This window comes from Streptomyces sp. NPDC086147 (assembly GCF_040702165.1).
GTDB lineage: Bacteria > Actinomycetota > Actinomycetes > Streptomycetales > Streptomycetaceae > Streptomyces.
On the sequence record NZ_JBFBJO010000008.1, the window covers coordinates 185,398 to 199,603 of the forward strand.

11 protein-coding genes are annotated in these 14,206 nt (G+C 71.2%); all 11 read left to right on the top strand.

The features are described 5' to 3' along the window. Positions 1 to 44: 44 nt before the first annotated feature. The 11 genes from uvrC to pgi all read left to right on the top strand — a co-directional run bounded on the left by uvrC (position 45) and on the right by pgi (position 14,205). Positions 45 to 2,150, top strand: coding sequence for an excinuclease ABC subunit UvrC (gene uvrC / locus AB0398_RS19690; protein ID WP_366376714.1), 2,106 nt, complete (start codon positions 45 to 47; stop codon positions 2,148 to 2,150). After that, on the top strand, positions 2,147 to 3,055 hold the full coding sequence (rapZ, locus tag AB0398_RS19695; protein ID WP_366376715.1) for an RNase adapter RapZ: 909 nt from the start codon (positions 2,147 to 2,149) through the stop codon (positions 3,053 to 3,055). Before uvrC ends, rapZ begins: the two co-directional genes overlap by 4 nt. Next, the gene (yvcK, locus tag AB0398_RS19700; RefSeq protein WP_366376716.1) at positions 3,052 to 4,077 is read left to right on the top strand and encodes a uridine diphosphate-N-acetylglucosamine-binding protein YvcK; all 1,026 of its coding nucleotides are present in this window, start codon (positions 3,052 to 3,054) and stop codon (positions 4,075 to 4,077) included. The genes rapZ and yvcK overlap by 4 nt, the downstream gene beginning before the upstream one ends. Next, positions 4,068 to 5,057, top strand: coding sequence for a DNA-binding protein WhiA (whiA, locus tag AB0398_RS19705; RefSeq protein WP_366376718.1), 990 nt, complete (start codon positions 4,068 to 4,070; stop codon positions 5,055 to 5,057). Before yvcK ends, whiA begins: the two co-directional genes overlap by 10 nt. A gap of 239 nt (positions 5,058 to 5,296) precedes the next feature. Then, entirely contained in the window at positions 5,297 to 8,245 is a 2,949-nt protein-coding gene (locus tag AB0398_RS19710) for a M14 family zinc carboxypeptidase (protein ID WP_366376720.1), read from the top strand. 255 nt (positions 8,246 to 8,500) lie between these two features. Beyond that, positions 8,501 to 9,511 carry a type I glyceraldehyde-3-phosphate dehydrogenase gene (gap, locus tag AB0398_RS19715; protein ID WP_366376721.1) on the top strand — a complete coding sequence of 337 codons (1,011 nt, stop codon included), beginning with the start codon at positions 8,501 to 8,503 and terminating at the stop codon, positions 9,509 to 9,511. A 106-nt stretch (positions 9,512 to 9,617) separates the two neighbouring features. Next, entirely contained in the window at positions 9,618 to 10,829 is a 1,212-nt protein-coding gene (locus AB0398_RS19720; protein WP_366376723.1) for a phosphoglycerate kinase, read from the top strand. A 7-nt stretch (positions 10,830 to 10,836) separates the two neighbouring features. After that, the gene (gene tpiA / locus AB0398_RS19725) at positions 10,837 to 11,613 is read left to right on the top strand and encodes a triose-phosphate isomerase (protein WP_366376724.1); all 777 of its coding nucleotides are present in this window, start codon (positions 10,837 to 10,839) and stop codon (positions 11,611 to 11,613) included. A 97-nt stretch (positions 11,614 to 11,710) separates the two neighbouring features. Then, entirely contained in the window at positions 11,711 to 11,941 is a 231-nt protein-coding gene (gene secG, locus AB0398_RS19730) for a preprotein translocase subunit SecG (protein WP_030205174.1), read from the top strand. Positions 11,942 to 12,018: 77 nt separating this feature from the next. Next, a complete protein-coding gene (locus AB0398_RS19735) occupies positions 12,019 to 12,354 on the top strand; it encodes an RNA polymerase-binding protein RbpA (RefSeq protein WP_003976875.1) in 336 nt (111 codons plus the stop codon). A 198-nt stretch (positions 12,355 to 12,552) separates the two neighbouring features. Beyond that, positions 12,553 to 14,205, top strand: a complete 1,653-nt coding sequence (gene pgi / locus AB0398_RS19740; RefSeq protein WP_366376916.1) for a glucose-6-phosphate isomerase — start codon at positions 12,553 to 12,555, stop codon at positions 14,203 to 14,205. The last annotated feature ends 1 nt before the right edge of the window (position 14,206 follow it).

The window sequence follows — 14,206 nt, forward strand, 5'->3', positions numbered from 1 at the left end:
CGCGCCCGGCCGGAGTGTCGGTCCCCGCCAGTAGGGTGGGGACCATGGCAGACCCCTCCAGCTACCGCCCCAAGCCGGGTCAGATCCCCGACTCCCCGGGGGTCTACAAGTTCCGCGACGAGCACCGCCGGGTGATCTACGTGGGCAAGGCGAAGTCCCTGCGCCAGCGCCTCGCCAACTACTTCCAGCCGCTCACGAGCCTGCACCCGCGCACGGCCACCATGGTGACCACGGCCGCCTCCGTCGAGTGGACCGTGGTGTCCACCGAGGTCGAGGCGCTCCAGCTGGAGTACTCCTGGATCAAGGAGTTCGACCCCCGGTTCAACGTCAAGTACCGGGACGACAAGAGCTACCCGTACCTCGCCGTGACCATGAACGAGGAGTTCCCGCGCGTCCAGGTCATGCGCGGCCACAAGAAGAAGGGCGTGCGCTACTTCGGGCCGTACGCGCACGCGTGGGCGATCCGCGAGACCGTCGACCTCATGCTGCGGGTCTTCCCCGTCCGCACCTGCTCGGCGGGCGTCTTCCGGAACGCCTCCTCGGCCGGCCGGCCCTGCCTCCTCGGCTACATCGGCAAGTGCTCGGCGCCCTGCGTCGGCCGGGTCACCCCCGAGGAGCACCGCGAACTCGCCGAGGAGTTCAGCGACTTCATGGCCGGCCGCACCGGCACGTACATCCGCCGTCTGGAGAAGCAGATGACGATCGCGGCCGAGGACATGGAGTACGAGAGGGCCGCCCGGCTCCGCGACGACATCGCGGTCCTGCGCCGGGCCATGGAGAAGAACGCTGTCGTCCTCGCCGACGCCACCGACGCCGACCTGATCGCCCTCGCCGAGGACGAACTGGAGGCCGCCGTCCAGATCTTCCACGTGCGCGGCGGACGCGTCCGCGGCCAGCGCGGCTGGGTCACCGACAAGGTCGAGGCCGTCGACACCGCCGGGCTCGTCGAGCACGCCCTCCAGCAGCTGTACGGCGAGGAGAGCGGCGAGACGGTCCCCAAGGAGGTCCTGGTCCCCGCGCTCCCCGAGGACGCCGAGGCCGTCTCCGCCTGGCTCTCCGGCCGCCGCGGCTCCCTCGTCTCGCTGCGGGTGCCCCAGCGCGGCGACAAGAAGGACCTGATGGAGACCGTCGCGCGCAACGCCCAGCAGGCGCTCGTGCTCCACAAGACCAAGCGGGCCAGCGACCTCACCACCCGCTCCCGGGCCCTGGAGGAGATCGCCGAGGCCCTGGACCTGGACTCGGCGCCGCTGCGGATCGAGTGCTTCGACATCTCGCACCTCCAGGGCGAGGACGTCGTCGCCTCCATGGTCGTCTTCGAGGACGGACTGCCCCGCAAGAGCGAGTACCGCCGCTTCCAGATCAAGGGCTTCGAAGGGCAGGACGACGTCCGCTCCATGCACGAGGTGATCGGCCGTCGCTTCAAGCGCTACCTCGCCGAGAAGGAGAGGACGGGGGAGTGGGTGGACGGCGAGGTCCCGGCCGAGGACCCCGAGGACGACGGGCGGCCCAAGCGGTTCGCCTACCCGCCGCAGCTCGTCGTGGTCGACGGCGGACAGCCCCAGGTCGCCGCCGCGCGGCGCGCCCTCGACGAGCTCGGCATCGACGACATCGCGGTCTGCGGCCTCGCCAAGCGCCTGGAGGAGGTCTGGCTGCCCGGCGACGACGATCCCGTGGTGCTGCCCCGCTCCAGCGAAGGCCTGTACCTTCTCCAGCGGGTGCGTGACACGGCTCACGACTTCGCCATCCGCTACCAGCGGTCCAAGCGGACGAAACGCATCAGGACCGGGCCCCTCGACGCCGTCCCCGGCCTCGGGGAGACCCGGAAGCAGACCCTGATCAAGCATTTCGGCTCGGTGAAGCGGCTCCGGCAGGCGACAATCGAGCAGATCTGCGAGGTCCCCGGCATGGGCCGGAAGACCGCGGAGGCGGTCGTCGCGGCCCTGGCCGGGGCGGCTCCCGGCGCCCCCGCCGTGAACACGGCGACGGGGGAGATCATGGAGGACGACACGGCTCCCGCACAGGCGGCCCCGGCCGCCCCCGCCGTGAACACGGCGACAGGGGAGATCATGGAGGACGACGCGGACGTCACGGCACGGCCGCGCGTACACGGCACGACGAGCACCACCGAGAAGACGGAGCAGGACACGTGAGTACGGGCACCAAGGAGATCCCCGGCGACAGCGGCGCCGAGGCGGCCATTCCCGAGCTGGTGATCATCTCCGGCATGTCCGGGGCCGGCCGGTCCACCGCGGCGAAGTGTCTGGAGGACCTCGGCTGGTTCGTCGTGGACAACCTGCCGCCCGCGCTGATCCCCACCATGGTGGAGCTCGGCGCCCGCTCCCAGGGCAACGTCGCCCGGATCGCCGTCGTCGTCGACGTCCGCGGCCGGCAGTTCTTCGACAACCTGCGGGAGTCCCTCGCCGACCTGGACGCCAAGCAGGTCACCCGCCGGATCGTCTTCCTGGAGTCCTCCGACGAGGCCCTCGTCCGGCGCTTCGAGTCGGTCCGCAGGCCCCACCCGCTCCAGGGCGACGGCCGCATCACCGACGGCATCGCCGCCGAGCGCGATTTGCTGCGCGAGCTGCGCGGCGACGCCGACCTGGTGATCGACACCTCCAGCCTCAACGTCCACGAGCTGCGCGCCAAGATGGACGCCCAGTTCGCCGGCGACGAGGAGCCCGAGCTGCGGGCCACCGTGATGTCCTTCGGCTTCAAGTACGGCCTGCCCGTCGACGCCGACCTCGTCGTGGACATGCGCTTCCTGCCGAACCCGCACTGGGTCCCCGAGCTGCGCCCCTTCACCGGCCTCAACGAGGAGGTGTCGAACTACGTCTACAACCAGCCCGGCGCCAAGGAGTTCCTGGACCGCTACACCGAGCTGCTCCAGCTGATCGCCGCGGGCTACCGCCGCGAGGGCAAGCGGTACGTGACGATCGCCGTCGGCTGCACGGGCGGCAAGCACCGCTCGGTGGCCACCGCCGAGCGCCTCGCCGCCCGCCTCGCCGCCGAAGGGGTCGAGACCGTCGTCGTGCACCGGGACATGGGGCGAGAGTGAAGCCGTACCGTCGGCGTGCCTCCACCCTCACGGTGCGTCGCACGCTCCGCAGACGCGGTGCCCAGCCCAAGGTCGTCGCGCTGGGCGGGGGCATGGGCCTCTCGGCCTCCCTCGCCGCGCTCCGCCGGATCACCGGCGACCTCACCGCCGTCGTCACCGTCGCCGACGACGGCGGCTCCAGCGGCCGGCTCCGGGAGGAGCTGGGCGTGCTGCCCCCCGGCGACCTGCGGAAGGCGCTCGCCGCGCTCTGCGGCGACGACGACTGGGGCCAGACCTGGGCCCGGGTCATCCAGCACCGCTTCCAGTCCAAGGGCGAGATCAACGGGCACGCCGTCGGCAACCTGCTGATCGTCGCCCTCTGGGAGCAGCTCGGCGACCCCGTGCAGGCCCTGGACCTGGTCGGCCTGCTGCTCGGCGCCCAGGGCCGGGTGCTGCCCATGTCCGCCGTGCCCCTGGAGCTCCAGGCCCTGGTCAAGGGCCACGACCCGGAGCGGCCGGACGACGTGGACACCGTGTGCGGCCAGGCGACCGTGGCGCTCACCCCCGGCGAGGTGCAGTCCGTGCACCTCGTGCCGAACGACCCGCCGGCCGTCCCCGAGGCGGTCGCCGCCGTCCTGGACGCCGACTGGGTCGTCCTGGGCCCCGGCTCCTGGTTCTCCTCGGTGATCCCGCACCTCCTGGTCCCCGATCTCCTCGACGCACTGGTCGAGAGCAAGGCCCGGAAGGTGCTCTCCCTGAACCTCGCGCCGCAGCCCGGAGAAACCGACGGCTTCTCCCCGCAGCGTCATTTGGAGGTTTTGGGCCGACACGCCCCTAAACTCGCCCTGGACGTGGTGCTGGCCGACGAGGCCGCCGTGCCCGACCGCGACTCCCTCGCCGACGCCGCCAAACGGTTCGGCGCCGCGGTCGAGCTGGCGCCGGTGGCCCGGCCCGACGGCTCCGCGAAGCACGACCCGGAGCTGCTGGCCGCCGCGTACGACCGTATTTTTCGGATGCATGGAAGGATCGGCCCATGGCGATGACGGCAGCGGTGAAGGACGAGATCTCCCGGCTTCCCGTCACCCGGACCTGCTGCAGGAAGGCAGAGGTCTCGTCGATCCTGCGGTTCGCGGGCGGGCTGCACCTGGTGAGCGGCCGCATCGTGATCGAGGCGGAGCTCGACACCGCGATGGCGGCCCGCCGCCTCAAGCGGGACATCCTGGAGATTTTCGGACACAGTTCCGAGCTGATCGTGATGGCTCCCGGCGGGCTGCGGCGCGGCTCGCGCTTCGTGGTGCGGGTGGTGGCGGGGGGCGACCAGCTCGCCCGCCAGACGGGTCTGGTCGACGGCCGGGGCCGCCCCATCCGGGGCCTCCCCCCGCAGGTGGTCTCCGGTGCGACCTGTGACGCGGAGGCCGCCTGGCGCGGGGCCTTCCTCGCGCACGGTTCGCTGACCGAGCCCGGCCGGTCCTCCTCCCTGGAGGTCACCTGCCCGGGCCCCGAGGCCGCCCTCGCCCTGGTCGGCGCCGCCCGCCGGCTCTCCATCGCGGCGAAGGCCCGCGAGGTGCGGGGCGTGGACCGGGTCGTCGTCCGCGACGGCGACGCGATCGGCGCCCTGCTGACCCGGCTCGGCGCGCACGAGTCGGTGCTCGCCTGGGAGGAGCGGCGGATGCGGCGCGAGGTCCGCGCCACCGCCAACCGCCTGGCCAACTTCGACGACGCCAACCTGCGCCGCTCGGCCCGCGCCGCGGTCGCCGCCGGGGCCCGGGTGCAGCGCGCCCTGGAGATCCTCGGCGAGGAGGTGCCCGAGCACCTCGCCGCCGCCGGCCGGCTCCGCATGGACCACAAGCAGGCCTCCCTGGAGGAGCTGGGCGCGCTCGCCGACCCGCCGCTGACCAAGGACGCGGTGGCCGGCCGGATCCGCCGGCTGCTCGCCATGGCCGACAAGCGGGCGCAGGACCTGGGCATCCCCGGGACCGAGTCCAATCTGACCGAGGAACTGGACGACAGCCTGGTCGGCTGAGGCCGGACCGCTCTTCGGCCCCTGGTCGATTTCCGGTCAACTCTTCGCTGCCGGTGCGTTTCTGACGCACCGGCAGTTCTTTTTCCCGGGTGCGCGACGCGCCGGGAGGCACCCTTGACGCCCCTCCGGGCGCCCATGAGTCTGTCGTCTGTCCATCCGTGAGACCTGCTCCACCGGAGAGACCTGCTCCACCCGCGAGATCTGTTCACCTTCGAGACGGACGACACCAAGGGGAGCCCATGAGACGCAGAGCGGGATCGATCCTCGCCGCGGCTTCACTGCTGATCGCAGGAGTGGCGGCGGCACCCGTCGCCGGAGCGCGGCCCGACGACCGGAACGCCGACGCCCTCTCCGTATGGCACGCCGAGGTCACCCAGGAGCAGGTTCCGCTCCTCCTCGAAGCCGGCGCCGACGCCCACGAGCTGACCGAGCGGGTGCCCGCGAAGGGCAGCGCCACGGTCGAGCTCTTCCTCACCGGCGCCCAGGCCGGACAGCTCCGCGGCCAGGGCGTCGAACTCGCCGAGCACGCCCTGTCGGACGGGGCCGAGAAGCGGATCGCCGCCGCCGGGGACGGCGTCTTCCGCCCGTACGGCGGCCCCACCGGCCTCAAGCAGGAGATCCTGGACACCGCCCGGACCCATCCCGGGCTCACCAAGGTCGTCTCGATCGGCAAGACCCTCAAGGGCCAGGACATCCTCGCCCTCAAGATCAGCAAGGGCGCCCAGCGGGCCAAGGACGGGTCGAAGCCCGCCACGCTCTACATGTCCAACCAGCACGCGCGCGAGTGGATCACCCCCGAGATGACCCGGCGGCTGATGCACCACTACCTCGACGGCTACGGCCGGGACGAGCGGATCACCCGGATCGTCGACACCACCGAACTGTGGTTCGTGCTCTCCGCCAACCCGGACGGCTACGACCACACCCACGCCGACCCCGCCAACCGCCAGTGGCGCAAGAACCTCCGCGACAACGACGGCGACGGCAGGATCACCCCCGGCGACGGCGTCGACCTCAACCGCAACTTCGCCTACAAGTGGGGCTACGACAACGAGGGCTCGTCCCCCGACCCGGCCGACGAGACCTTCCGCGGCAAGGGCCCCATGTCGGAGCCCGAGACCAGGGCGATCGACGCCTTCCAGAAGCGCATCGGCTTCGCGTACGGCATCAACTACCACTCCGCCGCCCAGCTCCTGCTGTACGGCGTCGGCTGGCAGGTCGCCACCGACACCCCCGACGACGTGGCCCTCAAGGCCCTCGCGGGCACCCCGGAGAACTCCGCCGTGCCCGGCTACCGGCCGCAGGTCTCCTCCGAGCTGTACACCACCAACGGCGAGGCCGACGGACACGCCGCCAACGTCAACGGCATGCAGATGTTCACCCCGGAGATGTCCACCTGCGCCACCGCCTCCCGGGTCGACCCGAACGACGCCTGGAACCCGGCCGACTGCGCCTCCGTCTTCACCTTCCCGGACGACGAGAAGCTGATCCGGGCCGAGTTCGCCAAGAACGTGCCCTTCGCGCTCGCCGTCGCCGAGTCCTCCGCCCACCCGGACCGGCCCGTCTCCCCGGTCGGCGCCGACGCCCCCGACTTCACCCCGAAGGCCTTCGCCACCTCCTACGCCCGGGGCGGGGAGCAGGAGGTCGCCGTCACCGCCCGCAAGTCGCTGCGCGGCAAGACGCTCGAATACCGGATCAACGGCGGTCGCGTCCACCGCGAGGAGCTCCGCGCCTGGAAGGGCGGCGAGACCTACGGCGGCGAGGACAACCTCTACTTCGACGAGTACCGCGCCGAGGTCGGGGGCGCCCGGCCCGGCGACTCCGTCGAGGTCCGCTTCACCGCCCGCACCCGCGAGGGCCGGACCACCGCCTCCGCCCCCTTCACCTACGAGGTGGCCGAACGGGCGCGCGGCGACGTGCTCGTCCTCGCCGACGAGGGCGGCACCACCGCCGGACGCCACACCGCCGCCTACGTGAAGGCGCTCGCCGACGGCGGACGGAAGGCCGCCGTCTGGGACGTCGCCGTCCAGGGCGCCCCGGACGCCCTCGGCGTCCTCTCCCACTTCGACGCCGTCGTCTGGTACACCGGCGCCGAACGCCCCTCCGGGGCCGCGGAACTCGCCGTCCGCTCCTACCTCAACGAGGGCGGCAAGCTGGTCAACGCGGGCGAGAAGTCCGGCGGACTCACCCGGGTCGGCCTCGCCGAGACCAACGACTTCGCCCAGTACTACCTCGGCGCCCACCACCGCGCCGGCCTCAAGGGCCCGTCCGCCTTCGCCGGAGAGGGCGCCTTCGGAGGCGTGCGGACGACCCTCGGCGCCGCCGCCGGGAACCCGCTGGACGACGCGGGCGCGTACACCGTCACCTCCGACACCCTGAAGCCGAAGGACTTCCCGCAGTTCGCGAGCAGCGCCGCCGCCGGCGACTACCCGGGCGTCCGCACCCCCTTCGAGCCCGCCGAGGGCACGACCTTCGCGGCGGTGAAGCACGCCGACGACACCTGGGCCCGGCTCGCCAGGACCGTCGACCTCACCGGCGTCCCGGCGGGCGCGAAGCCCCGCCTGGACTTCCAGGTCAGCCACGACACCGAGCCCGGCTACGACAACCTCGTCGTCGAGGCCCACACCGTCGGGCAGGACGACTGGACCACCCTGCCCGACACCAACGGCGGCACCTCCGCCGAGCCCCCCGCCGACTGCGGCGAGGGCTACTACGTCCGCGGTCATCCCTTCCTCGCCCACTACCTCACCGTCGGCGAGGACGGCTGCGCCGCCACCGGGACCACCGGCTCCTGGCACGCCTTCACCGGCCCCTCCAACGGCTGGCGGCAGGCCTCCGTCGACCTGAGCGCCTGGGCGGGCAAGAAGGTCGAGCTCTCCCTCTCGTACGTCTCCGACCCCGGTACGGGCGAGACGGGCGCCTTCGTCGACGACGTCCGGCTCGTCACCGGGACCACCACCGAGGCCGAGGGCTTCGAGACCTCCCTCGGCGCCTGGTCCACGCCCGGCGCCCCGGCCGGCAGCCCCGGCAACGGCTCCGACTGGACGCGCTCCGGCGCGCTCTTCCACTCGCGGGCGGCGGTCACCACCCGGGACACCGTCCTCCTCGGCTTCGGCCTGGAGCACGTGCCCGGCACGGCGGAGCGGGCGCGGCTCCTGGGCCGCGCCCTCAAGACCCTCCACCGGTGAGGCCCTCCACCGCTGAGGGGAGCACCCCGACCGTTTAACGGAGAGTAGTGGGGACAAACGTCCCAAGGCGGCCCTTACCCGTCGGTAGGTGAGGGTCGTCGGCCGTTTTCCCTCACTTTCCGGGCTCGCACGGATGCGCTCGATGTCACTCCGGCGGCCCCGGGGAGGTAGGGTCGTAAGCGGTCGGGGACATCCCAAAAACAAAAATCTCGCCGGCGTCGAACACACCGGCGTACCTAACGAGGAGATCGGTTCGTGACGATCCGCGTAGGCATCAACGGCTTTGGCCGCATCGGCCGGAACTACTTCCGCGCCCTCCTTGAGCAGGGTGCCGACATCGAGATCGTGGCTGTCAACGACCTGGGTGACACCGCGACCACGGCCCACCTGCTGAAGTACGACACCATCCTGGGACGCCTCAAGGCCGAGGTCACCCACACCGAGGACACCATCACCGTCGACGGCCACACCATCAAGGTGCTGTCCGAGCGCGACCCGGCCGACCTCCCCTGGGGCGAGCTCGGCGTCGACATCGTCATCGAGTCGACCGGCATCTTCACCAAGAAGGCCGACGCCGAGAAGCACCTCGCGGGCGGCGCCAAGAAGGTCCTCATCTCGGCTCCGGCCAAGGACGAGGACATCACCATCGTGATGGGCGTCAACCAGGACAAGTACGACCCGGCGCGGCACGACGTCATCTCGAACGCCTCCTGCACCACCAACTGCGTGGCGCCGATGGCGAAGGTCCTCGACGAGAACTTCGGCATCGTCAAGGGCCTGATGACCACGGTCCACGCGTACACCAACGACCAGCGGATCCTGGACTTCCCGCACAAGGACCTGCGCCGCGCCCGCGCCGCCGCGGAGAACATCATCCCGACCACGACCGGTGCCGCCAAGGCCACTGCCCTGGTCCTCCCGCAGCTCAAGGGCAAGCTCGACGGCATCGCCATGCGCGTCCCGGTCCCGACCGGCTCCGCCACCGACCTGGTCGTCACCCTGGACCGCGAGGTCACCAGGGACGAGGTCAACGCCGCGTTCAAGAAGGCCGCCGACGACGGCGACCTCAAGGGCTTCCTCTTCTACACCGAGGACCCGATCGTCTCCTCCGACATCGTGGGCGACCCGGCGTCCTGCACCTTCGACGCCTCCCTGACGATGGTCCAGGACGGCAACTCGGTCAAGATCCTCGGCTGGTACGACAACGAGTGGGGCTACTCCAACCGTCTCGTCGACCTCACCGTCTTCGTCGGCGGCCAGCTCTGACCTTCAGAGCGGGTTCTCGACGGTGAGCAGGGCTCGGGCAGCGCAACGCCGCGCTGTACGAGCCCTGTTCGTGTGCTCCACCGCGTACCAAGGAGTCAGTTAACAGATGAAGACGATCGACGAGCTTCTCCACGAGGGCGTCGAAGGCAAGCGGGTGTTCGTCCGCGCCGACCTCAACGTGCCGCTCGACGGCACCACCATCACCGACGACGGACGCATCCGCGCCGTCGTCCCCACGGTCGAGGCGCTCGCCGGCGCCGGCGCCCGCGTCGTGGTCGCCTCGCACCTGGGCCGCCCCAAGGGCGCCCCGGACCCGGCGTTCTCGCTCGCCCCGGCCGCCGCCCGCCTCGGCGAACTGCTCGGCGCCGACGTGGCGTTCGCGACCGACACGGTCGGCGACTCCGCCACCGGAACCGTCGCGGGCCTCGGGAACGGCCAGGTCGCCGTCCTGGAGAACCTCCGCTTCAACCCCGGCGAGACCTCCAAGGACGACGCCGAGCGCGGCGCCTTCGCGGACCGCCTCGCCGCCCTCGCCGACCTCTACGTCGGCGACGGCTTCGGCGCCGTGCACCGCAAGCACGCCTCGGTCTACGACCTCCCGGCGCGCCTCCCGCACGCCGCCGGCTACCTCATCGCCACCGAGGTCGGCGTCCTGAAGAAGCTGACGGACGACGTCCGGCGGCCGTACGTGGTCGCCCTCGGCGGTGCCAAGGTCTCCGACAAGCTCGGCGTGATCGACCACCTCCTGGAGAAGGCCGACCGCATCCTCATCGGCGGCGGCATGGCGTACACCTTCCTCAAGGCCCAGGGCCACGAGGTCGGCATCTCGCTGCTCCAGGAGGACCAGGTCCCGGCGGTCCAGGAGTACCTGGCGCGGGCGAAGGAGCGCGGCGTGGAGTTCGTGCTCCCCGTCGACGTCCTGGTCTCGTCCGAGTTCCCGGACCTGAAGACCAAGGCCCCCGCGAACCCCACCACGGTCGCCGCGGACGCCATCCCGGCGGACGAGGAGGGCCTCGACATCGGCCCCGAGACCCGTAAGCTCTACGCCTCGAAGCTCGCCGACGCGGCCACCGTCTTCTGGAACGGGCCGATGGGCGTCTTCGAGCACCCCGACTACGCCGAGGGCACCAAGGCCGTCGCCCAGGCGCTCGTCGACTCCCCGGCCTTCACCGTGGTCGGCGGCGGCGACTCCGCCGCCGCGGTCCGCATCCTGGGCTTCGACGAGAACGCGTTCGGACACATCTCGACCGGCGGCGGCGCCTCCCTCGAATACCTCGAGGGCAAGACGCTTCCCGGCCTCGCCGCACTGGAGGACTGACCCCCTTATGACCACCCGCACCCCGCTGATGGCGGGCAACTGGAAGATGAACCTCAACCACCTGGAGGCCATCGCCCACGTCCAGAAGCTCGCCTTCGCCCTCACCGACAAGGACTACGACGCGGTCGAGGTCGCCGTCCTGGTCCCCTTCACCGACCTGCGGTCCGTCCAGACCCTGGTCGACGGCGACAAGCTCAAGATCGAGTACGGCGCCCAGGACATCTCGGCGCACGACTCCGGCGCCTACACCGGCGAGATCTCGGGCCTGATGCTGGCCAAGCTCAAGGCCGCCTTCGTGGCCGTCGGCCACTCCGAGCGCCGCCAGTACCACGCCGAGGACGACGAGGTCTGCAACGCCAAGGTGAAGGCCGCCTTCAAGCACGGCATCACCCCGATCCTCTGCGTCGGCGAGGGCCTCGACGTCCGCAAGGCCGGCCGGCAGGTCGAGCACACCCTCGCCCAGCTCGACGGCGGCCTCAAGGACGTCCCGGCCGAGCAGGCCGAGACGATCGTGATCGCGTACGAGCCGGTGTGGGCCATCGGCACCGGCGAGGTCGCCACCCCCGAGGACGCCCAGGAGGTCTGCGGGGCGATCCGCGGCCGCCTCGCCGAGCTGTACTCCCAGGAGCTGGCCGACAAGGTCCGCATCCAGTACGGCGGCTCGGTGAAGTCCGGGAACGTCGCCGCGATCATGGCCCAGCCGGACGTCGACGGCGCCCTGGTGGGCGGCGCGGCACTGGACGCCGACGAGTTCGTCAAGATCGTCCGCTTCCGCGACCAGTGAGTATGCGGTAGCGGAGTTACGTCGTACCCTTGCGGGGGTCGGGCAGGCGCCCGGCCCCCGTCCGTATAAGTCCGAGGAAGTTGGTCCAGCCGTGGTTATGGGGTTCTCGATCGCCCTGATCGTCTTCAGCGCGCTGCTGATGCTGCTCGTGCTGATGCACAAGGGGAAGGGTGGCGGCCTCTCCGACATGTTCGGTGGCGGCATGCAGTCCTCCGTCGGCGGCTCCTCGGTCGCCGAGCGCAACCTGGACCGCATCACCGTCGTGGTCGGTCTGCTCTGGTTCGCCTGCATTGTGGTGCTCGGTCTGCTGATGAAGTTGGACGGGTAACTCCAATCACTGGACGCGCGTTGGGCCTTACGTAGACTGGGGCATCTTCGAGCACCATCACGCAGGGAGTTACGACCGTGGCAAGTGGCAACGCGATTCGGGGAAGCCGGGTCGGAGCGGGGCCGATGGGCGAGGCCGAGCGGGGCGAGTCGGCGCCGCGCCTCCGCATCTCCTTCTGGTGCTCGAACGGGCACGAGACGCAGCCGAGCTTCGCCAGCGACGCACAGGTCCCGGAGACCTGGGACTGCCCGCGCTGCGGCTTCCCGGCCGGACAGGACCGGGACAATCCGCCGGACCCGCCGCGCACGGAGCCGTACAAGACCCATCTCGCGTACGTGCGCGAGCGGCGCAGCGACGCGGACGGCGAGGCGATCCTCGCCGAGGCCCTCGCCAAGCTCCGCGGCGAGATCTGAGCAGGGCGTGACGGTGTGACGAACGGGCCCGGCCCGCGAACTCGATTCGCGGGCCGGGCCCGTTCCGTCGTCCCGGACCCCGCGTCCCCCGCCGCGACCGTCCTCGCGCTCGTCGTCGCGCCGCCGGTCCCCCTGATCAATTAGGTTGGAGGGGCAGCGGGGCAGATACGTACGAAGAAGAAGAGGGCGATGTCCGAGATGACTGGCGAAGGACGTACGAGGCTCAACCGGCTGCCCGAGTGGGCGGCCCTCGGCAAGCACCGCGAGCAGCTGGGCGAGCCCCATCTGCGCGAGCTGTTCGCCGCCGACCCGACGCGCGGCACCGACCTCACCCTGAGGGTCGGCGACCTCTACCTGGACTACTCCAAGCACCTCGTCACCGACGAGACGCTGACGCTGCTGCGGGAGCTGGCCGCCGCCACCGGCGTGGCCGAGCTGCGCGACGCCATGTTCCGCGGCGAGAAGATCAACACCACCGAGGACCGGGCGGTCCTCCACACCGCGCTGCGCGCCCCCCGCGACGCCGTGATCGAGGTCGACGGGGAGAACGTCGTCCCCGGCGTCCACGCCGTCCTCGACCGGATGGGCGCCTTCGCCGACGAGGTCCGCGCGGGCGAGTGGACCGGCCACACCGGCAGGCCCGTCAAGAACGTCGTGAACATCGGCATCGGCGGCTCCGATCTCGGCCCCGCCATGGCCCACGAGGTCCTGCGCGCCTACACCCGGCGGGACCTGACGCTCCGTTTCGTCTCCAACGTCGACGGCGCCGACCTCCACGAGGCCGTCCACGACCTCGACCCCGCCGAGACGCTGTTCGTCGTCGCGTCGAAGACCTTCACCACCATCGAGACCATCACCAACGCCACCTCCGCCCGCGACTGGCTCCTGGCCGGCCTCGGCGCCGGCCAGGAGGCCGTGGCCAAGCACTTCGTCGCCCTCTCGACCAACGCCGAGAAGGTCGAGGAGTTCGGCATCGACACCGCCAACATGTTCGAGTTCTGGGACTGGGTCGGCGGCCGCTACTCCTACGACTCCGCCATCGGCCTCTCCCTGATGATCGCCATCGGCCCGGAGCGCTTCCGCGAGATGCTCGACGGCTTCCACCTCGTCGACGAGCACTTCCGCACCGCCCCGCCCGAGGAGAACGCGCCGCTCCTCCTCGGCCTCCTCGGCGTCTGGTACGGCAACTTCTTCGACGCCCAGTCGCACGCCGTCCTGCCGTACTCCCACTACCTGTCGAAGTTCACCGCCTACCTCCAGCAGCTCGACATGGAGTCCAACGGCAAGTCGGTGGACCGCGAGGGGAACCGGGTCGACTGGCAGACCGGGCCCGTGGTCTGGGGCACCCCCGGCACCAACGGCCAGCACGCGTACTACCAGTTGATCCACCAGGGCACCAAGCTGATCCCGGCCGACTTCATCGGCTTCGCCCGGCCCGTCGACGACCTGGAGCCCGGCCTCGTCGCCCAGCACGACCTGCTCATGGCCAACTTCTTCGCCCAGACGCAGGCGCTGGCCTTCGGCAAGACGCCCGAGGAGGTACGGGCCGAGGGCGTCCCCGAGGAGCTCGTCCCCCACAAGACCTTCCGGGGCGACCACCCCACCACCACGATCCTCGCCGACGCGCTCACCCCGTCCGTCCTCGGACAGCTGGTCGCGCTCTACGAGCACAAGGTCTTCGTCCAGGGCGCGATCTGGAACATCGACTCCTTCGACCAGTGGGGCGTCGAGCTCGGCAAGGTCCTCGCCAAGCGGATCGAACCGGTCCTGACGACCGGGGAGGGCGCGGAGGAGCTCGACGGCTCCACCGCAGGGCTGGTCACCGTCTACCGTTCGCTGCGCGGACGGTAGA